Origin of the sequence: Mycolicibacterium smegmatis (assembly GCF_001457595.1) — a bacterium.
Classification (GTDB): domain Bacteria; phylum Actinomycetota; class Actinomycetes; order Mycobacteriales; family Mycobacteriaceae; genus Mycobacterium; species Mycobacterium smegmatis.
In genome coordinates this window covers 2533498-2555524 of the sequence record NZ_LN831039.1, presented here as the reverse complement: position 1 = coordinate 2555524, position 22027 = coordinate 2533498, and the positions used below count along the sequence as shown (strand labels likewise).

Sequence of the window (22027 nt, the reverse complement as noted above, 5' to 3'; positions counted from 1 at the left end):
CGAGAGGAAAACTCAACCACGCGGGCAGGTGTCGGCGGCCTGTCGCAGCACCGGCACCGACGGCGCGTCGACCGGCAGCGCGTAGCCGCGCATCACCTCGATGAACTGCATCGCGTACTGACAGTGGAACGCCGCGTTGGGCGGCATCCACAACGCGGGTTCCTTGTCGCCCTTGTCCTGGTTGGCCTGCCCTTGCACGGCAACGAGATTCGCCGGGTCGTTGGCGAGGCGCACCCGCATCTGTTGCGGCCAGTAGCGAGCGCCCTGATCCCACGCGTAGGCCAACGGCACGATGTGCTCGATCTGCACGGCGGCCCCGGTCTTGTTGCCGCGCGTGAACGGGATGGTGAGGTTCGTGTAGGGGTCGTGCAGGACGCCGGTCGCCACGGCCGTCGGGCAGCGGCTGATGGAGGTGTACGTCTTGTCCACGAGATCACGGTCGAGGATGTCGTTGCGGGTGTCGCATCCGTTGTGCCCGCCCGGCGCATCGTTGTCGTCGGTCCAGGCATCGCCGAACGCGGCGCGACGGTAGTCGTGGCCACGCATCCGTGCCGGCACCACGGCCACCCCGGCGAGCACGTCCGCGCCCGGTGCGACGGTGGGCACGTCGGCGTCGGCGACCATCGACCGCTGCGACGACGCGCTGATGGTCTGGTAGGCGACGAACACCGCCAGCGCCACGAGCAGCGCGAGCCACCACGTGCGGCGGCGCGTCATGCCTTTTCCAGGTACTCGACGCGGTCGGTGTTGACGAACTGCGCCGCGAGCAAGGCCATTCCGGTGTCGTTCGGATCCTGCTCGTAGCGCGTCTCGCAGAACGCGCGGGCGTCGGTGATCACCTCGAGGTGGTCGCGCAGCGACAGGAAGCGCAGATTGATCGTGCGGCCGGACTGGTTGAGGCCCAGCACATCGCCTTCGCGGCGCTCTTCGAGGTCCAGGTCGGCCAGTTCGAAACCGTCGAGGGTGGACGCCACCGCCTTGATGCGCTCTCCCGCCTTCGAGTTCTCGGGCATCCGCGTGGCCAGCAGGCACAGGCTGGGATGTTGTCCACGGCCGATGCGGCCGCGCAACTGGTGCAACTGGCTGATGCCGAACCGGTCGGCGTCCATCACCACCATCACGGTCGAGTTGGGCACGTCCACGCCCACCTCGATCACCGTGGTGCACACCAGGACATCGATCTCGCCGGCACGGAACCGCGACATCACCTCGTCCTTCTCGTCACCCGAGAGCCTGCCGTGCATGAGGCCCAGGCGCAGGCCCTCCAACGGGCCGTTGCGCAGGCGCTCGTAGAGTTCGACCACCGTGATGGGCGGCGGGCCGGCCTGGCGGCCCTCGTTTTCCTTGCCGCCGGAGGGTTTGTCGTTCTCGTCGATGCGCGACGCGACGACGTATGCCTGCCGCCCCGCGGCCACCTCCTCGCGGATCCGGGCCCACGCACGGTCCAGCCAGGCGGGCTTCTGCGACACGAAAATCGTGTTGCTCGTGATGGGTTGGCGCCCGCGCGGGAGTTCGCGCAGGGTCGAGGTCTCCAGATCGCCGTAGACGGTGAGCGCGACCGTGCGCGGGATGGGCGTGGCCGTCATGACCAGAAGATGCGGCGTCAGCCCTTCAGGAGCCTTGGCGCGCAACGTATCCCGCTGCTCGACACCGAAGCGGTGCTGCTCGTCGACCACGACCATGCCGAGGTTGTCGAACTCGACGGCGTCCTGCAGCAGCGCGTGGGTGCCGATGACGATGCCGGCCGCGCCCGAGGCCACCTCGTCACGCACCGCGCGTTTCTGTTGCGGCGTCATCGATCCCGTAAGGAGAGCGACGCGCGTGCCGTGCTCGTCGCCGCCCAGCTCACCGGCCATCGCCAGCGGCCCCAGCACGTCGCGCACCGAGCGAGCATGTTGTGTCGCAAGCACTTCGGTCGGCGCGAGGAGCGCGCACTGATACCCGGCATCGACCATCTGCAACATGGCCAGCACCGATACGATCGTCTTGCCCGAGCCCACCTCGCCCTGCAGCATGCGGTTCATCGGGCGCGTCGAGGCGAGCTCACCGGAGATCACGTCGAGCACCTCACGCTGACCGGCGGTCAGCTCGAACGGCAACCGCTCCCGCAACGCGGCCACCAGACCGTCGACCCGCAACGGCGCCGACGGACCCGACGCGGCCAGTTCGCCGTAGCGGCGGGCCACCAGACCCCACTGCAGCCCGATCGCCTCGTCGTAGGTGAGCCGCTCGCGGGCGCGGTCGCGCTCGGTCGAGTTCGCCGCGAGATGGATCGCCCGCAGCGCCTGGTCCTCGGACATCAGACCACGTTGCTGCACAAAGGATTTGGGCAGTGGATCGGGGATCGGGTCGAGCACCGCGAGGACCTGGCGGATGCACCGGTAGATGTCCCAGCTCTGCATCTTCGCCGACGCCGTGTAGATCGGGAAGAACTCCTTCTCGAACTCGGCGAGCATGTCCTCGCCCGAGGCGCCGGAGGCCTCGGCGATGGTTTTGAGCGACTTGGTGCCGATCGTGCGCCCGCTGGGCGATTCGAGCACCAGAAACGCCGGGTGGTTCAGCTGCACGGTGTCGCGGAAGTACTTGACCTCACCGGAGAGCATGAGCCGGGTGCCGACCTTGAGTTCGTCGATCATCCAGTTGGCGTTGAAGAACGTCGCGGTCACCTTCGGCTTGTGATCGCCGAGCTTGACGCGCAGGTACTTGGGGGTGAACTGCTTACCCGTCTTGGTCTTGACGGGCCGTTTCATGGTCCCCGGCTGGGCTTCGGTGATGACGTCGATGAACGTGACGTGTTCGCCCTCTTCCAGATCGAGCGCCTCGCCCTCACCGCGCACGGTCATGCCGTCGCTGTACTTGCGCGGATAGTGCCGCAGCAGGTCGTTGACGGTGCGCAGCCCGAAGTGCTCTTCGAGCTTGTCGGCCGCCTTCTTCCCGAGGACGAATTGAAGGGAATCTTCGAGCGTGGCCATCACTCAACCCCGATCAGCAGTGCGTCGCCGCGGTGCCCGGTGTGATACGTCACCAGTTCGACGCCCAGGTGTTTGTCGTGAACGTGGGCCTGCAGTGCCTCGCCGACGGCTGAATCCACACCATGCCCGGTGAGCACGGTGATGAGTTCGCCGCCCGCGGCGAGCAGCAGATCGATCAGCCCGGCCGCGGCGGCGGTGACGTCGGGGCCGACGATGAGCACCTCGTCACCCGCGATGCCCAGGCCGTCACCGGGTTTGCACGCACCGGCCCACGTGAGTGCCTCCTCGGTCGCGACGCGCACCGACCCGTGCCGGGCACCGGCCGCCGCGCGCGCCATCGTGTAGCCGTCGTCGACGGCCTGCCGTGCGGCGTCGTGCACCGCGAGCGCGGCGAGTCCCTGGACCATGGATCCGGCCGGGACCGGTACGACGTCGATCCCCCAGCCGATCGCGGCAGTGCAGCCCGCGACGAGTTCCTCGGCGGCGACATAGCCGTTGGGCAGCACCATCACCTGTGCGGCGCCGACGTCGACGAGCGCACGCAGCAGTTGTTTTGCGCTGACAGGTTCGTCGGCCTCGGGTCGCAGCACGTGCGCGCCCTCACCGGCGAACAACTCGGCCCCGCCGTCGCCGTCGACGACCGCCAGCACGGCGCGCTCACGTTCCCACCCGCCGGACGGCCGCGAACCGCCGGATCCGGTGAGCGCGGTGATCTGGATGCGGTTGAGAGTGCCGACCGCCAGACCCGCCTCGACGGCGGCGCCCGCGTCGTCGACATGCACGTGCACCGAGTACCGACCGCCGCCCGAGGTGGCGATCGCGACCGACTCGCCGATCTGCTCCAGCCCCGCACGAAGGTGCTCGACCGCCTCGGGCGCACATCCGCTCAGCAGGTACATGACCTCGAACTGCGGCACCTGGGTCGGGGCGACATCGTCGGCCGGTACCCCGGCCCGGGCGGACACCGAAGAAGACGCCGTCGCCCGCGGCGGCGCGGGCGTGTAGGCCGGGCGGCGCGGCGCGTGGCCGGTGATGGTCGCGGTCATCGCGTCGAGCAGCACCAGCAGCCCACGGCCGCCCGAGTCGACGACACCGGCCTCGGCCAGCACGTCGAGCTGTTGCGGTGTGCGTTCGAGCGCGGTCGCGGCGGCGTCGGCCGCCGACGCGGCGACCTCGGCGAGATCGGCGCCACCCACCACGCATTTCTCGGCGGCATCAGCCGCGGCCTGCAGCACCGTGACGATCGTCCCGGGCACCGGGTCGCCCATCGACACCGCGACCAGCGCCACACCGTGACGCAACGCCGCGCCGAACAGCGGCCCGTCGACGTCGAGGAGATCGCCGCCGCGGTCGGCCGCGGCCGACGTGATGACCTCGGCGAGGCCCAACAGGATTTGCGACAGGATCACCCCGGAGTTGCCGCGGGCGCCCTGCAGTGCGCCCGCGGCCAGCGCGCTCGCGACCTGCGCGACGTCACCGCCGGACTGGGCGTCGGCGTGAGCCCACGCCGAGCGCATCGTGAACAGCATGTTGGTGCCCGTGTCGGCGTCGGCGACCGGGAAGACGTTGAGCCGGTTGATCTCGTCGGTGTGCGTGATCAGGTCCCCCACCGCGGTGTGTGCCCAATCCCGCAGGGCGGAGGCGTCGAGCCGCCGTGCAGACATCGGACCTCCAAGTTCACGCCGAACCCCTGGTGCGCGCAGGGCGCCATCGTGGGCGCCAGCCTAGCCAGTCACAATGACAAACCGGTGCCGACCACCTGCACCTGTGCACCGCGCGCCGCGGTGTTGACGGCCGATTTTGGCGATACCTCGCCTTCTCGGTATCCTGGTCAGGTTGTCGGGTCACCCGCCTTGCGGTCGTTGGCCCCCAAGTACTGATTTCGAGGAGTTGTTGATATGGCTGCCGTGTGCGATATCTGCGGGAAGGGCCCCGGCTTCGGCAAGTCGGTGTCGCATTCGCATCGGCGGACCAGCCGGCGCTGGAATCCGAACATCCAGCCGGTGCGTGCCGTGACCCGTCCTGGCGGCAACAAGCAGCGGATCAACGCCTGCACCTCGTGCATCAAGGCCGGCAAGGTCTCGCGCGCCTGAGCTGAGCGCTCGCGCCTGACCGGCGTCTGCCGGTCCTTTCGTTTGGTTAATGATCCGGCCGGGTAACAGGGCCATCATGACCTCACGCCACACATCACGTTCACCGCTGTACGCCATCGCCGCCGGTGCTGCAGTCGGCGCCTTGTTGACCGCATGCGCCGGCAGCGACTCCGGCGGCGAATCGACGCTCGAGACCACCACCACCGAGTCGGTGGTCGAGACGACGGCTCCCGAGACGACGGCTCCCGAGACCAGCGACGGTAGCGCGACGGTGGAGATCCCCACGGAACTGCCGACCAGCGAGGAGGCGCCGCCTCCGGGTGGCCCGACCGACGACGGCAGCGCCACGATCGAGATCCCGACGCCCGAGCTGCCGACCACGACCCCCTGACTAGGGCAACTTCCAGTCGATCGGTTCGATGCCGCGACGCTGGAGCAGTTCGTTGACGCGACTGAAGGGCCTCGACCCGAAGAACCCGCGTGACGCGGACAGCGGCGAGGGATGCGGCGACTCGATCGTCGCGCAGTCACCTTCGGCCAGCATCGGCTTCAGCGTCGCGGCATCGCGCCCCCACAACACCGCCACCAACGGCTGCTCGCGCGCCACGAGCGCGCGGATGGCGCATTCGGTGACGGCCTCCCATCCTTTACCGCGGTGGGACGCCGGTGTTCCCGGGCGCACCGTGAGCACCCTGTTGAGCAGCATCACCCCACGCTCTGCCCACGGCGTCAGATCGCCGCTGCTGGGCTGCGGGTGGCCGAGATCCTCGGTGTACTCGGTGAAGATGTTGGACAGGCTGCGCGGCAGCGGCCGCACGTCGGGCGCGACCGAGAAGCTCAGGCCCACCGCGTGGCCCGGTGTCGGGTAGGGATCCTGCCCGACGATCAGCACCCTCACCTGATCGAACGGAAATGTGAACGCCCGCAGCACATTCTGCCCGGCGGGCAGGTACTGCCTGCCCTCGGCGAGTTCGGTGCGCAGGAACTCCCCCATCTGCGCCACCTGATCTGCCACGGGCTCCAGCGCGCGGGCCCAACCTTCCTCGACGAGTTCGTTCAGCGGTCGTGCGGTCACGGAAAGCCAACTTAGCGTGATCGGCGTCAGTCGAACGACTGCCATCCCGCGGTGCCCGACCATTTCTCGCCGTCGACGAGCACCCGCGCCCCTGCGTGGCTCGCGCGAACCCGTCCGATCACCCGCCAGCCGTCGGGAACCTCGCCGGGGAACGTCGCGACGAGCGCATGGTCCTCTCCGCCACCGAGCACCAGCGACCACGCGTCGGCGGCAACGGTCGCCGCGGCCGCGGCCACGGCGGCGTGATCGGATGCCAAGAGATCGGTGGCGACGTCGATCTCGACGCCGGACGCGGTGGCGATGTGGCCGAGATCGGCGATCAGCCCGTCGGACACGTCGGTCATGGCCGTGGCACCCGCGTCGGCGGCGGCGACGCCGTGCCCGTACGGCGGCCGCGGCACGAGATGACGCTCCCTGAGTTCGGGATACTCGTCGATTCCCTTGGCCCACAACGCATATCCCGCGGCCGACCGCCCGAGGTCACCCGCCACCGCGACCACGTCGCCGGCACGGGCCCCGCTGCGTAACACCGGTGCGCGTCCGCCGAGATCACCCAGCACGGTGACCGATATCACCCACAGCGGTGCGCGCACCAGATCGCCGCCCGCGATGCCGCCACCGCACCTGCGTGCCTCGTCCCACATGCCGTCGGAGAGTTCGACCGCGGCGTCGGCGGGGGTATCCGAGGGCGCTCCGAACGACACCACGAACGCTGCCGGCCGTGCGCCCATGGCCTCGATGTCGGCGGCGTTCTGCGCGATGGCCTTACGGCCGATCTGGTGTGGGCTCGCCCAGTCGAGACGGAAATGCCTTCGCTCGACCAGCATGTCGGTGGACACCGCGGTCCTGCCGTCGCTCGTGGCTATCACGGCCGCGTCGTCGCCGGGACCCACCGTCACCGACGGGGGTTGCACGCGACCGTTCAGCAGGCGGTCGATGACGGCGAACTCACCCACCGCCGACAGGGAGTCGGACGCCGAACCAGCAAACGGTCCGGGTGACGTCTGCGCATCGTTCGCCCCGGCTGTGTCCTCGGCCATATCGCCTCCCTGCCGGGCGCGGCCCGCGCCCTGAACGGTTGCCGCTCCTGCGGTACGTTTGGTGCCTGCGGCGAGAGTCTATGCAGCGAGACGGAGGAGACTGCGGGTGGTCGAGGCGTACGTGTTGATCCAGACCGAGGTGGGCCGCGCCGAGGTCGTAGCGAAACAACTCGCCTCGCTCGCGGGCGTCGTCTCGGCGGAATACGTGACGGGCCCTTACGATGTCGTGCTTCGCGTCAGCGCCGACACGCTCGAGGCGCTGCGCGCGGACGTGGTGCCGAGCGTGCAGCAGGTCGCCGGGATCACACGAACGCTGACCTGCCCGATCGCGAGCGGCACATAGCCATAGAGTTGTCGGTGTGACCGATCCGCACACCACCGACGGCCCGCCCCGCGCTCTGTTGATCGCGGCGGTCGTTGTCGCGGTGTCGGTGTTGATCACCGTGCTGGGAATCGCCGCGTCGCACAAGCAGTCCCCCGAACAGGAACCGGTGGCGATCTCGTCGGTGCCCGCCCCGCAGGCCGACAGCCCGGAATGCCACGCGCTCATGGACGGCCTGCCGGAACAACTCGGCGATTTCCGGCGTGCGCCGACGGTCGAGCCGACGCCGCAGGGCACGGCGGCCTGGCGCGGCGCGGCCGACATGGAACCGATCATCCTGCGGTGCGGTCTGGAACGACCCGTCGACTTCGTGGTGGGCGCACCGCTGCAGGTGGTCGATCTGGTGCAGTGGTTCCGCGTGGGCGACACCGGCGCCGCACAACCCGGGGACGCCGACGCGGGCGCGGCCGAGGACACACGCAGCACGTGGTACGCGGTCGACCGCCCGGTGTATGTGGCGCTGACGCTGCCGTCGGGCTCCGGGCCGACACCGATCCAGCTGATCTCGGGTCAGATCGCACGGGCCATGCCCGAAAAACCCGTCGAGCCGGGCCCCGCGCGCTGATCAGCGCAGGCCGGTGCCCCGCGCGATCGCGGTGTCGACCATCGCGGCCAGCAGCGTCGGATAGTCGATACCGCCGGCGGCCCACATCCGCGGGTACATCGAGATGGTGGTGAACCCCGGCATGGTGTTGATCTCGTTGATCACCGGACCGTCGTCGGTGAGGAAGAAGTCGACGCGTGCGAGGCCCTGGCAGCCGATCGCGGTGAACGCGCGCACCGCGAGCTGCCGGATCTCGTCGGCGACGTCGTCGTCGACCTTGGCGGGCACGTCGAGTTCGGCCGCGTCCTCGAGGTATTTGGTGGCGAAGTCGTAGAACCCGTCCTCGCGGCCGCGCACACCGGCCACGCGGATCTCGCCGACCGTGCTGGCCTCGAGACGGCCATCGGGGAACTCCAGGACACCGCACTCCAATTCACGGCCTATCACCGCGGCCTCGACGATGACCTTCGGGTCATGGCGGCGCGCCAGCGCGACCGCTGCGGGCAGTTCGTCCCACGCGGTGACCCGGCTGACGCCGATCGAGGATCCGCCGCGCGCGGGTTTGACGAAGACCGGCAGGCCGAGCCGCTCACGCTGTTCGAGGTCGAGGGTCTCGACGCCGGGACGCAGGACCACCTGATCGCCGATCGGCAGCCCCTCGGCGGCGAGCAGCTTCTTGGTGTACTCCTTGTCCATACCGGCGGCGCTGGCCAGCACGCCCGATCCCACGTAGGGCACGCCTGCGAGTTCGAGCAGGCCCTGGATGGTGCCGTCTTCGCCGTACGGACCGTGCAGCACGGGGAACACCACATCGACCGCGGCGAGGATCTCGCCGGGGCCGTTGCCCAGCGCCAGCAACTGGCCGCTGCGGTTGGGCGCGGCGGGCAGCGCGAGTTCGGTGCCCGACGCCTCGGTCACCGCGGGCAGTTTGCCGTCGGTGATCGCGAGCGTCTCGGGCCGACCGTCGGTGAGCACCCACGAGCCGTCAGGCGTGATGCCGATGGCGACGACCTCGAAACGCTCCGGATCGAGGTTGCGCAGGATGCTGCCTGCCGACACGCACGAGATCGCGTGCTCCGAGCTACGCCCGCCGTAGACGACGGCGACGCGGGTGCGGCCAGGAGGATGGTTCGGGGCAGTCACAACCTAGAGAGGCTACCGCCCCGCCTCGGTCGCGCATTTCGGCACACCCTGACCTGGCCTTATGCGACGCGGCCCCGAAATCTCCCCGCGGCGGGCGGCCACGGGCCGCGACGTTTTCGGCAACGGGCGCGGCGCCGCGCGTCACCCGGCGGGCAGGGCTCGTTCGACGTCGGCGAGCAGATCGTCGGTGTCCTCGATCCCGGCGGAGATGCGCACGAACCCCTCGGGCACCGGATCACCCCAGCGCGCGCGGCGGTCGACGGAGGTGTGGATGCCGCCGAAGCTCGTCGAGGCGATGAGCAACTCGCTGCGTTCGACGAGCGCGTTGACCGCAGCGGCGTCGGCCAGTTCGAACGACACCAGCCCACCGAAATGTTTCATCTGCTCGGCGGCCACGGCGTGTGCCGGATCTTCCGGCAGCCCCGGATACCGCACCGAGCGCACGGCCGGATGGCCGCGCAGCATGACCGCCAGGGCGAGCGCGTTCTGGCACTGCCGTTCGAAGCGCAGCCCCGCACTACCGAGGCTGCGCAGCACCAGCCAGGCCTCGAACGCCCCGAGGATGGGGCCGGCCAGCAGCCGGTCGCGTTCGATGCGCTCAGCCAGTTCCGGCTGGCAGCCCGCCACGTAACCCGCGATCAGGTCACTGTGCCCCGACAACGATTTCGTCGCGCTGGCCACCACCAGATCGGCGCCGAGCGAAAGCGGTTGCTGTCCCAGCGGTGTCGCGGTGGTGTTGTCGACGACCAGGGTGGCCTTGCGGGCCCGGCAGATCATCGCCAGACGGTGCAGGTCGACGACGTCCAGTCCCGGATTGGCCGGTGTCTCGGCGAGTACCACGTCGGCCTTCTCCGCGGCATCGCACATCTCGTGCGAGTGCGCTTCGATGACCGAAACACCTTGTTGGGCAAGATATTCCGCGCCGTATCGCCGCACCTGGTAGTACCCGTCGGCGGGGACGACCAGCGTGGTGCCCGGCCGGGTCAGCGCGCGCAGCGTCGAGGTGATCGCGGCCATCCCGGAGCCGTAGGTCAACGCCCACGAGGCACCTTCGAGTTCGGCCAGCGCCGACTCCAGCTGCCGCCACGACGGGTTCGAGCTGCGGCCGTAGCTGTCCAGCGGTTCGGTCGCGTCGGGCGACAGGTGATAGGTCGAGGCGGGCACCGGCATGGGCGCCACGGGCTGCCCCGGAACCGCGTCCACCCCAACGGCTTTGACGCTGCGAGTGGAATCTCCGTAGGTGCCGTCCATGTGTCTACTCCGGTTTGGTGCTGCGGCCGAGCAGCAGTGCGACGGCCTCGTGAACTGACAATCCCTTGTGGCACACCCGGTGTACCGCGTCGGTCAACGGCATCTCGACGCCGTAGCTCGACGCCAGCGCCAGCACCGACTCGCACGATGCGACACCTTCGGCGACATGCCCGCCCGCGGCCGCGAGTGCGGACTCCATGGTTCCGCCCTTGCCGAGCCGCTCACCGAAGGTGCGGTTGCGGGAATGCGGTGACGTGCACGTGGCGACCAGATCGCCGACCCCGGCCAGTCCGGCGAGTGTGGCCGGGGTGGCGCCGAGTGCGATACCGAGCCGCATGATCTCGGCGAGACCGCGCGTGATGAGGGCCGCGACGGTGTTCTCCCCCAGCCCCACACCGACGGCCATGCCGCACGCGAGCGCTATGACGTTCTTGCAGGCACCGCCGACCTCGGCCCCGATGACGTCGGGATTGGTGTACGGGCGGAAGTACCCGGTGGCCATCGCCCGCTGCAGGGTGACCGCGCGCCCGGAATCGCTGCACGCGATCACGGTCGCGGCCGGCTGCTCGTCGGCGATCTCGCTGGCCAGGTTGGGGCCGCTGACGACACCGACCCGCGACGGATCGGCCCCCGTCACCTGGACGATGACCTGGCTCATGCGCATCAACGTGCCGAGTTCGATGCCTTTGGCGAGACTCACCAGCGTGACGTCGTCTTCGATCAGGTGCTTCCAGTTGTCGAGGTTGGCCCGCAACTTCTGGGAGGGCACGGCCAACATCACGGTGCATGCGCCACGCAGCGCCTCCTCGGGATCGCTCGTGGCCCGGATCGACGCGGGCAACACGACATCGCCGAGATATTCGCTGTTTCGATGCTCGGAGTTGATCTCGTCGGCGACCTCGGGCCGCCTGGCCCACATCGTCACCGGATTACCCGCGTCCGCGAGGACCTTCGCGAGTGCCGTCCCCCAGGCACCGCAACCCATGACCGCAGCCTCCACCACGTGTTCACCCTATCGCCGGACTGCTCGATTCGACGTCGCCGGTCCTGCTGGCAGGATGGCACCATGAGCGGCAGGAGAACGCCCGGCGCCGCGTCGGACGGATCGGCGGGCGGGCAGGCGGCGGTGATCATCGCGGTCAAACGGCTCACGGCCGCCAAGACCCGGCTGGCACCGATCTTTTCGGCCGCCACCCGCGAAGAGGTGGTGCTGGCGATGCTCGTCGACACCATCACCGCGGCCTCGACGGTGGCACCGGTGACGGTCGTCACCCCCGATGAGGTGGCCGCCGACGCCGCACGCCAACTCGGGGCGGGCGTCCTGGCCGACCCCACGCCGGAAGGCCACCACAATCCGTTGAACAACGCGATCATGGCGGCCGAGGAACACCTGCGGGCCGGCACACCCAATATCGTTGTTCTGCAAGGCGATCTTCCGGCCATGCAACCACGTGAGCTGGCCGAAGCCCTTGCCGCGGCAAGAACCTACCCGCGCAGCTTCGTCGGTGACCGCCACGGCACCGGCACCTCGGCGCTGTTCGCGTTCGGGGTACCGCTGCAACCGCGCTTCGGCGCCGATTCGGCGACCCACCACCGGCACTCCGGCGCAATCGAATTGACCGGCGCCTGGCCCGGTCTGCGCTGCGACATCGACACCGCCGAGGATCTGCGGACCGCACGCCGCCTCGGTGTGGGCCCCGCCACGGCACAGGCCATCGCGGCGCACCGCTAGGAGGTGGCCGCCCGACCGGTCTTAGGGAATGATCGGACACGTGAGCGAAGCGACCGAAGCAGAGCCTGCCAATCGCACCGATGAGCCCCTCGCGCAGGACGGAACCGCACGCCCGGCCGCCTCGGGACAGGCGGTCGCGACGCCTGCCGCGCCGCCCGCGGCAACCTCGCCGACCGTCGACAACACGCTGCCCGAAGACCGCTACCTCAACCGCGAGCTGAGCTGGCTCGACTTCAACGCGCGCGTGCTCGCGCTCGCGGCCGACCCCTCGCTGCCGTTGTTGGAGCGCGCGAAATTCCTTGCGATCTTCGCCTCCAACCTCGACGAGTTCTACATGGTCCGCGTCGCCGGCCTCAAACGCCGCGACGAGATGGGCCTGTCGGTGCGCTCGGCGGACGGCTTGTCCCCGCGTGAGCAGTTGCGCCGCATCAACGAACGCACACAGCAGATCTCCTTCCGCCACGCGGCGGTGTTCCTCGACTCGGTGCGCCCGGCACTGGCCCAGCAGGGCATCCACATCGTCACGTGGGCCGAACTCGACGAGGACGAACGCGCCAAACTCTCCACCTATTTCCACGAGCAGGTCTTCCCCGTGCTCACCCCGCTCGCGGTCGACCCGGCGCACCCGTTCCCGTTCGTGAGCGGTCTGAGCCTGAACCTCGCGATCACCGTCAGGCATCCCGACGACGGTGGACAGCACTTCGCCAGGATCAAGGTTCCCGACAACGTCGGGCGCTTCGTCGAACTCGGATCGTCGTCGCATGACTCCGACGGTGTGCGCTTCCTGCCCATGGAGGAGCTCATCGCGGCTTTCCTGCCCGTGCTGTTCCCCGGACTGGAAGTGGTGGAGCACCACGCTTTCCGCATCACCCGCAACGCGGACTTCGAGGTCGAGGAGGACCGCGACGAGGATCTGCTGCAGGCGCTGGAACGGGAACTCGCGCGCAGGCGATTCGGTTCGCCGGTCCGGCTGGAAGTTTCCGACGACATGACCGAGAGCATGCTGGAACTGCTGCTGCGCGAACTCGACGTGGCACCCGGCGATGTCATCGAGGTGCCGGGCCTGCTCGATCTGTCGGCGCTGTGGCAGATCTACAGCGTCGACCGCCCTGATCTCAAGGACCGGCCGTTCGTCCCGGCAACCCCGCCTGCGTTCGGCGAACGCGAGACGCCCAAGAGTATCTTCTCGACGCTGCGCGACGGAGATGTGCTGGTACACCACCCGTATGACTCGTTCTCGACGACGGTGCAGCGGTTCATCGAGCAGGCCGCCGCGGATCCCAACGTGCTGGCCATCAAGCAGACGCTGTACCGCACATCGGGCGACTCCCCCATCGTCAACGCACTGATCGATGCCGCCGAGGCGGGCAAGCAGGTGGTCGCCCTCGTCGAGATCAAGGCCCGCTTCGACGAACAGGCCAACATCAAGTGGGCGCGCACGCTGGAGCAGGCGGGCGTGCACGTGGTCTACGGGCTCATCGGGTTGAAGACACATTGCAAGACTTGTCTTGTCGTGCGTCGCGAGGGTTCGGCGATCCGGCGGTACTGCCACATCGGGACCGGCAACTACAACCCGAAAACCGCACGCCTCTACGAGGATGTGGGCCTGCTCACCGCCGACCCCGACATCGGGGCCGACCTCACGGACCTGTTCAACTCGCTGACCGGCTACTCCCGCAAGGATTCCTATCGCAACCTGCTGGTGGCGCCCCGCGGTGTGCGCAAGGGCATCATCGAGCGGATCGACCGGGAGATCGCCGCGCAGCACGCGGGGGCGCAGACCGGAATCCGCTTGAAGGCCAACGCGCTGGTCGACGAGCAGGTGATCGACGCGCTGTACCGGGCGTCGCAGGCCGGTATCCCCGTCGACATCGTGGTCCGCGGGATCTGCGCGCTGCGCCCCGGCGTCCCCGGGTATTCGGACAACATCACGGTCCGGTCGATCCTCGGCCGGTTCCTCGAACATTCGCGCATCATTCATTTCCGCGGCATCAACGAATTCTGGATCGGCAGCGCCGACATGATGCACCGCAATCTCGACCGGCGCGTGGAGGTCATGGCGCAGGTCAAGGATCCGCGGCTGACCGCGCAACTCAACGAGGTGTTCGAGTCGGCCATGGACCCGGCCACCCGTTGCTGGGAACTGCGGCACGACAGCCACTGGGTCGCACTGCCTCAGGAAGGCCAGACGGTCCGAGACCATCAGGTGTCCCTGATGGAACGCCACCGCCAGCCATGAGTGAAACGGCCCGGCTTGTGATGCCGGTGGACGATCTGCAGGAGATCCCGTTGTCGAAGGACACCACCGAGAAGTCGAAGCACACCGTCCGTGCCGCGGGAGCGGTGCTCTGGCGCGATGCGTCGGAGCACGGTGGAACCACAGGGCATCCCGCGACGGTGGAGGTCGCCGTCATCCACCGCCCACGTTACGACGACTGGTCACTTCCCAAGGGCAAATTGGACCAGGGCGAGACCGAACCGGTGGCCGCGGCACGCGAGATCCACGAGGAGACCGGGCACACCGCGGTGCTGGGCCGCCGCCTCGGACGGGTGACGTACCCGATCCCGCAGGGCACCAAACGTGTTTGGTACTGGGCCGCGAAATCGACCGGAGGAGATTTCAGCCCCAACGACGAGGTGGACAAGCTCGTATGGCTTCCCGTCGACGCGGCGATGGATCAGCTGCAGTACCCGGATGACCGAAAAGTACTGCGGCGCTTCGTAAAACGACCGGTCGACACCAAGACGGTACTCGTCGTGCGGCACGGCACGGCCGGGCGCCGCTCCCGCTACAAGGGTGACGATCGCAAGCGTCCGCTGGACAAGCGTGGCCGCGCACAGGCCGAGGCACTCGTCGCGCAATTGATGGCATTCGGTGCCACAACGCTGTACGCGGCCGACCGGGTGCGCTGCCATCAGACCATCGAACCGCTGGCGCAGGAACTCGATCAGCTCATCCACAACGAGCCGCTGCTGACCGAAGAGGCCTATGCCGCCGACCACAAGGCCGCCCGCAAGCGGCTGCTGGAGATCGCGGGCAGACCGGGCAACCCCGTGATTTGCACGCAGGGCAAGGTGATTCCCGGTCTCATCGAATGGTGGTGCGAGCGGGCGAAGGTGCGTCCGGAGACCACCGGCAATCGGAAAGGCAGCACCTGGGTGCTGTCGCTGTCCGACGGCGAACTGGTGGGTGCCGACTATCTGAGCCCTCCCGACGAGAAGTAACGCACCAACGCGAAAGGCACGCCGGGGGTGAATCACCCCGCGGCGTGCCTTTTGCGGAATTTACCTGCGGCCCTTCTTGGCCGGGGCCTTCTTGGCGGCGGCCTTCTTGGCCGGAGCCTTGGTCGCGGCCTTCTTGGCCGGAGCCTTGGCGGCGGCCTTCTTGGCCGGAGCCTTGGTCGCGGCCTTCTTCGCCGGAGCCTTGGTCGCGGCCTTCTTGGCCGGAGCCTTGGTCGCGGCCTTCTTCGCCGGAGCCTTGGTCGCGGCCTTCTTGGCCGGGGCCTTCTTCGCCGCAGCCTTGGTCGCCGTCTTCTTGGCGGCGGCCTTCTTGGCCGGTGCCTTCTTGGCGGCCTTCTTGGCGGGACCAGCGGTGACGCCACGCTTCACGGCCGGACCATCGGCCGGGAGCTTCTGTGCGCCAGAGATAACCGCCTTGAACTGCGCACCGGGACGGAACGCCGGCACCGAGGTCGGCTTGACCTTCACGGTCTCACCGGTCCGCGGGTTACGGGCCACGCGAGCGGCGCGGCGGCGCTGCTCGAAGACACCGAACCCGGTGATCGTCACGCTATCGCCCTTGTGCACCGCGCGCACGATGGTGTCGACGACGTTCTCCACCGCGGCGGTAGCCTGCCGACGATCGGTGCCCATTTTGGTTGTGAGTACGTCGATGAGCTCCGCTTTGTTCATCCAAAACCTCCGAAACCAGTGGTCCTCTTTGGACCGACTAGTGGACACGGTAAACCCTGTGACCACTGATTTCCAAGAGCCACGCGCAGTTTCAGGCGAAGCTAGCGAACTTTTCGGCAATCTGGTTGCCCCACTTGACCTCCTGTCAGGGGGCTCCAGAACCGACTAGGTGGGCGGCGAATTCGGGTCGCCGAAGGCCCGGATCAGGCCGGGAGAGTGCGCGGTTTCCAGGCCGGACGAGCCGCCTCGTAGGCCTCGATCTGATCGAGTTTCCGCAGCGTAAGGCCTATATCGTCCAGTCCTTCGAGCAGCCGCCACCGGGTGTAGTCATCAATCCTGAACGGCACCACGACCGTTCCGGCGGTCACCGTTCGATCTTGAAGATTCACAGTGATTTCCAGCCCGGGATTCTGCTCGATCACCTTCCAAAGAAGTTCGACATCATCTTGGGCCACTTCGGCCGCCAGAAGCCCCGCTTTACCCGCGTTCCCCCGGAAGATGTCGGCGAATCGGGACGAGATCACGACCCGGAAGCCGTAGTCCATGAGGGCCCAGACGGCATGTTCGCGCGACGATCCGGTGCCGAAATCCGGTCCGGCGACAAGGACGGAACCCTTGTCGAAGGGCGACAGATTGAGGATGAACGACGGATCGTTGCGCCAGGCGGCGAACAAACCGTCCTCGAAACCCGTTCGGGTCACCCGCTTCAGGTAGACCGCCGGGATGATCTGGTCGGTGTCGACGTTGGACCGCCGCAGCGGGACACCGATGCCGGTGTGGGTGGTGAAAGCCTCCATCACGCTTCTCCTTCGTGGGTTTTCTAGCGGGCCGCGGCGGGTAGATCTGCAGGGGACGCGAGCTTTCCGCGCACGGCGGTGGCTGCGGCGACAGCAGGCGACACCAGGTGGGTGCGGCCGCCCTTGCCCTGGCGACCCTCGAAGTTGCGGTTGGACGTCGACGCGCAGCGCTCCCCCGGGGAGAGCTGATCGGGGTTCATCCCGAGGCACATCGAGCACCCGGCCTGGCGCCATTGGGCCCCGGCTGCGGTGAATATCTGGTCGAGGCCTTCCGATTCGGCCTGTGCGCGCACCCGCATCGAACCCGGGACGATGAGCATCCGCACGCCGTCGGCAACCTTCCGGCCGCGCAGCACGTCGGCCACCACGCGCAGATCCTCGATCCGGCCGTTGGTGCACGAGCCCACGAACACCGTGTCCACGGCGATGTCGCGCATCGGGGTACCCGGGCGAAGGTCCATGTAGGCCAAAGCCTTTTCCGCGGCCTGACGGGCGCCCTCGTCGACGATCAGCTCGGGGTCGGGCACGGCCTCCGACAGCGGAACGCCCTGGCCGGGGTTGGTGCCCCAGGTCACGAACGGGCTCAGCGTGGAGGCGTCGATGTAGACCTCGGTGTCGAATTCGGCGCCCTCGTCGGTGCGCAACCGGCTCCACGCGGCGACGGCGGCGTCCCAGTCGGCGCCCTTGGGCGCGTGCGGACGACCCTTGAGGAACTCGAACGTGGTCTCGTCGGGCGCGACCATGCCCGCGCGGGCGCCGGCCTCGATGCTCATGTTGCAGATCGTCATCCGGCCCTCCATGGACAGCGAGCGGATGGCGCTGCCGCGGTACTCGATGACGTGTCCCTGCCCACCGCCGGTGCCGATCTTGGCGATCACCGCCAGGATGATGTCCTTGGCGCTCACGCCGGGCGGCAGTTCGCCGTCGACGTTGACCGCCATGGTCTTGAAGGGCTTGAGCGACAGCGTCTGCGTGGCCATCACGTGCTCGACCTCGGAGGTGCCGATGCCCATCGCGATGGCACCGAAGGCGCCGTGGGTCGACGTGTGCGAGTCACCGCACACCACGGTCATCCCGGGCTGGGTGAGGCCCAGCTGCGGGCCGATGATGTGAACGATGCCCTGTTCGGCGTCGCCCATGGGATGCAGGCGGATGCCGAATTCCTCGCAGTTGCGCCGCAATGTCTCGACCTGGGTGCGCGAAACCGGGTCGGCGATCGGCTTGTCGATGTCGATGGTCGGCACGTTGTGGTCCTCGGTGGCGATCGTCAGATCGGGCCGCCGCACGGGACGCCCGGCCAGCCGCAGCCCGTCGAAGGCCTGCGGGCTGGTGACCTCGTGGACGAGATGGAGGTCGATGTAGATCAGATCGGGCTCTTTGGCGGTGCCCTCTCCCTCGCCACGCGCCACGACGTGGTCGTCCCAGACCTTTTCGGCCAGGGTGCGCGGTTTCACGGATGTCTGCGTCGGTTGATCCATCGCTGGTTCTCGCATTCGGCTCAAATACAAGCGGGGCTGTTCTTCAAGAGTCCGCTGGGGGGCTGGGAGTTTCACTGGCTATCTCAAAATACGAGACGCTAGTATCTCTCTGTGAGAAATGATAGCGGCATCGGCGTGCTCGACAAAGCGGTGGGTGTACTGCACACCGTCGCCGAGTCCCCCTGCGGTTTGGCCGAACTGTGCGAGCGGACCGGCCTGCCCCGGGCCACCGCGCACCGCCTGGCGGCCGGCCTGGAGACCCACCGGCTGCTCGCCAGAGATGCCGACGGGCGCTGGCGCCTGGGCCCGGCGCTCACCGAATTGGCCGCTCACGTCAACGATCCGCTGCTTTCGGCGGGCGCCGCGGTACTTCCCCGCCTGCGCGAGATCACGGGCGAGAGCGTGCAGCTGTACCGCCGGGAAGGGCTGTCCAGGGTGTGCGTGGTGGCGCTCGAACCACCGGCCGGCCTGCGCGACACCGTGCCCGTGGGCACCCAGCTGCCCATGACGGCCGGCTCGGGCGCCAAAGTTCTGCTGGCATATGCCGATGCCGCGACGCAGCAGGCCGTCCTGCCGTCGGCGAAGTTCACCGAACGCACCCTGGCGGAGGTTCGCAAACGCGGCTGGGCACAGAGCGCCGCCGAGCGCGAACCCGGCGTCGCGAGCGTGAGCGCGCCCGTGCGCGACAGCCGGGGCCAGGTGATCGCCGCGGTGTCGGTGTCGGGACCCATCGACCGCATGGGGCGGCGCCCGGGGGCACGGTGGGCCGCGGATCTGCTGGCGGCGGCCGAGGCGCTCACGCGCCGGCTGTGAGTCCTCCGGTTCGAGCCTCGGCCCGGATGTCGCCTTTCTCACAGCACGCCGCTCCGAAGCGAAGCGCCGGCGGATGTGACGAACGTCGCGTACCGCGAGACAGGCGAGCGAGTGGCTCGCACGGGCGGGCCGGAAACGCGAAAGGCGCTCAGTTCGTGGAACCGAGCGCCTTTCGCTGTTGTACCCCCGATGGGATTCGAACCCACGCTACCGCCGTGAGAGGGCGGCGTCCTAGGCCGCTAGACGACGGGGGCTAGAACTTTCGGGAGGTCAGCATAGCTCAGAGATTCTCTCTGACCTAATCCGACCCGACCCGGCCGTTTGGCTGGGGTACCAGGACTCGAACCTAGAATGGCTGAACCAGAATCAGCTGTGTTGCCAATTACACCATACCCCATTGGAGGCCCATCACCGCTGGTCACGGGCTTCCTGGTCCGGTTCGCTCGGCGGGATGTTCCCCCGCGGTTGCTTACCGGGCCGACGAGCAGACTACCAAAGATTTCGGGGTGGTTTTCACACCCGGTCCCTCGCGGCGCGCAACCGCGCCAGACTGCGGTCCCGGCCGAGCAGTTCCATTGACTCGAACAGCGGCGGGCTCACCGCGGCACCGGTCACCGCGACGCGGATCGGGCCGAACGCCTTGCGTGGTTTGAGCTCCAGCCCCTCCAGGAGCGCCGTCTTGAGCGCGGCCTCGATCGCCGGGGTCGTCCAGTCCCCGACCGCCTCCAGGGCGCTCAGCGCGGCGTCCAGAACCGCAGCGGACTCGGGCTTGAGCTCCTTGGCCGCCGACTTCTCGTCGATCTCGTAGGCGTCGTCGTTGAAGAACTTCAGCAGGCCCCACGCGTCGCCCAGCACCACCACACGCGTCTGTACCAGCGCGGCCGCCTCGGCGAACGCGGCGTCGTCGAGCGTCGTGTCGTACCCGTGTGTGACGAAGTACTCACGCAGCCGCGCGGTGAAGTCCTCCGGCGCGAGCATGCGGATGTGCTCGGCGTTGATCGCGTCGGCCTTCTTCTGGTCGAACCGCGCCGGGTTTGAGTTGACGTCGGCCACATCGAACGCGGCCACCATCTCGTCGAGCGAGAACACGTCGTGATCGTCGGCGATGCCCCAGCCCAGCAGTGCCAGGTAGTTCAACAGGCCCTCGGGGATGAACCCGCGGTCGCGGTGCAGGAACAGGTTGGACTGCGGGTCGCGCTTGGACAGCTTCTTGTTGCCCTCACCCAGAACACTTGGCAGATGTGCGAACTCGGGCACGAACTCGGCGACGCCGATGCGCATCAGCGCCCGGTAGAGCGCGATCTGGCGCGGTGTGGACGGCAGGATGTCCTCGCCGCGCAGCACGTGGGTGATCTTCATCAACGCGTCGTCGACGGGGTTCACCAACGTGTACAACGGATCCCCGTTGCTGCGGGTGATCGCGAAATCGGGCACCGAACCGGCCGCGAACGTCGTGGGACCGCGCACCAGGTCGTTCCACGACAGGTCCTCGTCGGGCATCCGAAGGCGCAGCACGGGCCTGCGGCCCTCGTCGGCGAACGCCTTGCGCTGCGCGTCGGTCAGGTCGCGGTCGTAGTTGTCGTAACCCAGCTTCGGGTTGCGCCCCGCGGCGAGGTGACGCGCCTCGACCTCCTCGGGGGTCGAGTACGCCTCGTACACCTCGCCGGCCTCCAGCAGGCGCGCCACCACGTCCCGGTAGATGTCGCGCCGCTGCGACTGCCGGTAGGGCTCGTACGGGCCACCGACTTCCGGTCCCTCGTCCCAGTCCATGCCGAGCCAGCGCAGGGCGTCGAGGATCGCGGCGTAACTCTCGTCGCTGTCGCGCGCGGCGTCGGTGTCCTCGATGCGGAAGACGAAATCGCCTCCGGTGTGGCGCGCGTAGGCCCAGTTGAACAGGGCCGTGCGCACCAGGCCGACATGCGGCGTGCCGGTTGGCGACGGGCAGAACCGAACCCGGACCTTCTTCGTTGTCATTTCTTCCCTTTACGCACAACAGGATTGGTGAGTGTGCCGATGCCCTCGACGGTGATGCTGACGGTGTCGCCGTCCTCGATGGGGCCGACGCCCTCCGGGGTCCCGGTCAGGATGACGTCACCCGGCAACAGCGTCATCACCGCCGAGGTCCACTCCACGAGACGCCCGATGTCGTGGAGCAGCAGCGAGGTTCGGCTGCGTTGGCGCACCTGTCCGTTGACCTCGGTGCGCAGCTCCACATCGGACGGGTCGAGATCGGTGACGATCCACGGCCCCAGCGGGCAGAACGTGTCGTGCCCCTTCGCCCGCATCCACTGCCCGTCCTTGCGCTGCTGATCACGCGCGGAGACGTCGTTGCCGATCGTGTAGCCGAGGATGAATTCGGCCGCACGCGCGGCAGGCACGTCCTTGCACGGCCTGCCGATGACGATCGCCAACTCGCCCTCGTGGTGCACCGGGTCGGCGTCCGCGGGCAGCTGGATCGGCACGTTGGGACCGATGATCGCGGTGTTCGGTTTGAGGAAGATCACCGGATCCTCGGGCGCCACACCGCCCATCTCCTCGGCGTGCGCGGCGTAGTTCTTACCCACCGCGATCACCTTGCTGGCGAGAATCGGTGCGAGCAGGCGGACGTCGGCCAGCGGCCAGCTGCGTCCGGTGAAGTTCGGGTTTCCGAACGGATGCTCGGCGATCTCTTTGCAGACGGCATCTGGTCCGTCGCCTTCGATGCTCACGAATGCGACGCCGTCAGGACTGGCAATTCGACCTAAGCGCATTTTTGTCAGCGTAGTGCGCACGTCGCGGCGTCAGGCGCAGACGCC

Annotated in this window: 21 protein-coding genes and 2 tRNA genes; 8 read left to right on the top strand and 15 right to left on the bottom strand. The window is 68.3% G+C overall.

All coding sequences use genetic code 11. The features are described 5' to 3' along the window. Positions 1 to 12 precede the first annotated feature (12 nt). From AT701_RS12145 to AT701_RS12135, 3 genes are read right to left on the bottom strand one after another with little or no spacing between them, the layout of a single operon-like run. Positions 13 to 717: an HNH endonuclease family protein gene (locus AT701_RS12145; RefSeq protein WP_011728321.1), complete on the bottom strand. Its 705-nt coding sequence runs from the start codon at positions 715 to 717 to the stop codon at positions 13 to 15. Further along, complete coding sequence (recG, locus tag AT701_RS12140) at positions 714 to 2972, bottom strand: ATP-dependent DNA helicase RecG (RefSeq protein ID WP_058125895.1); 2259 nt, start codon at positions 2970 to 2972, stop codon at positions 714 to 716. The genes AT701_RS12145 and recG overlap by 4 nt, the downstream gene beginning before the upstream one ends. After that, positions 2972 to 4636 carry a fatty acid kinase ATP-binding subunit FakA gene (locus AT701_RS12135; RefSeq protein ID WP_058125894.1) on the bottom strand — a complete coding sequence of 555 codons (1665 nt, stop codon included), beginning with the start codon at positions 4634 to 4636 and terminating at the stop codon, positions 2972 to 2974. Before AT701_RS12135 ends, recG begins: the two co-directional genes overlap by 1 nt. 234 nt (positions 4637 to 4870) lie before the next feature. On the opposite strand from AT701_RS12135, the gene rpmB reads away from it, so the two are divergent. Both rpmB and AT701_RS12125 read left to right on the top strand, forming a co-directional pair. Then, on the top strand, positions 4871 to 5065 hold the full coding sequence (gene rpmB, locus AT701_RS12130) for a 50S ribosomal protein L28 (RefSeq protein WP_011728318.1): 195 nt from the start codon (positions 4871 to 4873) through the stop codon (positions 5063 to 5065). A gap of 76 nt (positions 5066 to 5141) precedes the next feature. Next, positions 5142 to 5456 carry a hypothetical protein gene (locus tag AT701_RS12125; protein WP_038557726.1) on the top strand — a complete coding sequence of 105 codons (315 nt, stop codon included), beginning with the start codon at positions 5142 to 5144 and terminating at the stop codon, positions 5454 to 5456. On the opposite strand, the gene AT701_RS12120 is transcribed toward AT701_RS12125, so the two are convergent. Beyond that, the gene (locus tag AT701_RS12120) at positions 5457 to 6140 is read right to left on the bottom strand and encodes a uracil-DNA glycosylase (protein WP_003893765.1); all 684 of its coding nucleotides are present in this window, start codon (positions 6138 to 6140) and stop codon (positions 5457 to 5459) included. It lies immediately after the preceding gene. 26 nt (positions 6141 to 6166) lie between these two features. Then, positions 6167 to 7180, bottom strand: coding sequence for a thiamine-phosphate kinase (locus AT701_RS12115; RefSeq protein WP_058125893.1), 1014 nt, complete (start codon positions 7178 to 7180; stop codon positions 6167 to 6169). Positions 7181 to 7286: 106 nt separating this feature from the next. On the opposite strand from AT701_RS12115, the gene AT701_RS12110 reads away from it, so the two are divergent. Beyond that, positions 7287 to 7523 (top strand): Lrp/AsnC ligand binding domain-containing protein, encoded by a 237-nt coding sequence (locus tag AT701_RS12110; RefSeq protein ID WP_011728315.1) that lies wholly within the window; start codon positions 7287 to 7289, stop codon positions 7521 to 7523. A gap of 16 nt (positions 7524 to 7539) precedes the next feature. Then, on the top strand, positions 7540 to 8127 hold the full coding sequence (locus tag AT701_RS12105) for a DUF3515 domain-containing protein (protein ID WP_003893762.1): 588 nt from the start codon (positions 7540 to 7542) through the stop codon (positions 8125 to 8127). Here the strand turns inward: AT701_RS12105 and AT701_RS12100 are convergent, their stop codons facing one another. The 3 genes from AT701_RS12100 to AT701_RS12090 form a co-directional block, all read right to left on the bottom strand. Then, entirely contained in the window at positions 8128 to 9249 is a 1122-nt protein-coding gene (locus AT701_RS12100; protein WP_011728314.1) for a D-alanine--D-alanine ligase family protein, read from the bottom strand. It abuts the gene before it with no gap. A 141-nt stretch (positions 9250 to 9390) separates the two neighbouring features. Next, positions 9391 to 10500: a cystathionine gamma-lyase gene (locus AT701_RS12095; protein ID WP_058125892.1), complete on the bottom strand. Its 1110-nt coding sequence runs from the start codon at positions 10498 to 10500 to the stop codon at positions 9391 to 9393. Between the two features lie 4 nt (positions 10501 to 10504). Further along, on the bottom strand, positions 10505 to 11503 hold the full coding sequence (locus tag AT701_RS12090) for an NAD(P)H-dependent glycerol-3-phosphate dehydrogenase (RefSeq protein WP_029104352.1): 999 nt from the start codon (positions 11501 to 11503) through the stop codon (positions 10505 to 10507). A gap of 63 nt (positions 11504 to 11566) precedes the next feature. Between AT701_RS12090 and cofC the strand changes: the two genes are divergently transcribed. From cofC to mutT1, 3 genes are read left to right on the top strand one after another with little or no spacing between them, the layout of a single operon-like run. Next, positions 11567 to 12232, top strand: a complete 666-nt coding sequence (cofC, locus tag AT701_RS12085) for a 2-phospho-L-lactate guanylyltransferase (RefSeq protein WP_003893758.1) — start codon at positions 11567 to 11569, stop codon at positions 12230 to 12232. A gap of 28 nt (positions 12233 to 12260) precedes the next feature. Then, positions 12261 to 14471 (top strand): RNA degradosome polyphosphate kinase, encoded by a 2211-nt coding sequence (locus tag AT701_RS12080; protein WP_003893757.1) that lies wholly within the window; start codon positions 12261 to 12263, stop codon positions 14469 to 14471. Between the two features lie 44 nt (positions 14472 to 14515). After that, a complete protein-coding gene (gene mutT1, locus AT701_RS12075; protein WP_459167172.1) occupies positions 14516 to 15457 on the top strand; it encodes an 8-oxo-(d)GTP phosphatase MutT1 in 942 nt (313 codons plus the stop codon). A 60-nt stretch (positions 15458 to 15517) separates the two neighbouring features. Here the strand turns inward: mutT1 and AT701_RS12070 are convergent, their stop codons facing one another. The 3 genes from AT701_RS12070 to leuC all read right to left on the bottom strand — a co-directional run bounded on the left by AT701_RS12070 (position 15518) and on the right by leuC (position 18419). Then, positions 15518 to 16144 (bottom strand): HU family DNA-binding protein, encoded by a 627-nt coding sequence (locus tag AT701_RS12070; RefSeq protein WP_003893755.1) that lies wholly within the window; start codon positions 16142 to 16144, stop codon positions 15518 to 15520. 203 nt (positions 16145 to 16347) lie between these two features. Continuing rightward, positions 16348 to 16941, bottom strand: a complete 594-nt coding sequence (gene leuD, locus AT701_RS12065; RefSeq protein ID WP_003893754.1) for a 3-isopropylmalate dehydratase small subunit — start codon at positions 16939 to 16941, stop codon at positions 16348 to 16350. A 23-nt stretch (positions 16942 to 16964) separates the two neighbouring features. Continuing rightward, entirely contained in the window at positions 16965 to 18419 is a 1455-nt protein-coding gene (leuC, locus tag AT701_RS12060) for a 3-isopropylmalate dehydratase large subunit (protein WP_011728310.1), read from the bottom strand. A 111-nt stretch (positions 18420 to 18530) separates the two neighbouring features. Here leuC and AT701_RS12055 point away from each other — a divergent pair, with 111 nt between their 5' ends. After that, positions 18531 to 19232 (top strand): IclR family transcriptional regulator, encoded by a 702-nt coding sequence (locus AT701_RS12055; protein ID WP_011728309.1) that lies wholly within the window; start codon positions 18531 to 18533, stop codon positions 19230 to 19232. 181 nt (positions 19233 to 19413) lie between these two features. Here AT701_RS12055 and AT701_RS12050 read toward each other — a convergent pair. The 4 genes from AT701_RS12050 to AT701_RS12035 form a co-directional block, all read right to left on the bottom strand. Beyond that, a tRNA-Glu gene (locus AT701_RS12050) sits at positions 19414 to 19486 on the bottom strand. A 68-nt stretch (positions 19487 to 19554) separates the two neighbouring features. Then, positions 19555 to 19629 (bottom strand) — tRNA-Gln (locus AT701_RS12045). Between the two features lie 116 nt (positions 19630 to 19745). Further along, positions 19746 to 21206 (bottom strand): glutamate--tRNA ligase, encoded by a 1461-nt coding sequence (gltX, locus tag AT701_RS12040; protein ID WP_058125891.1) that lies wholly within the window; start codon positions 21204 to 21206, stop codon positions 19746 to 19748. Beyond that, a complete protein-coding gene (locus tag AT701_RS12035) occupies positions 21203 to 21982 on the bottom strand; it encodes a fumarylacetoacetate hydrolase family protein (RefSeq protein WP_011728307.1) in 780 nt (259 codons plus the stop codon). Before AT701_RS12035 ends, gltX begins: the two co-directional genes overlap by 4 nt. Positions 21983 to 22027: the final 45 nt, after the last annotated feature.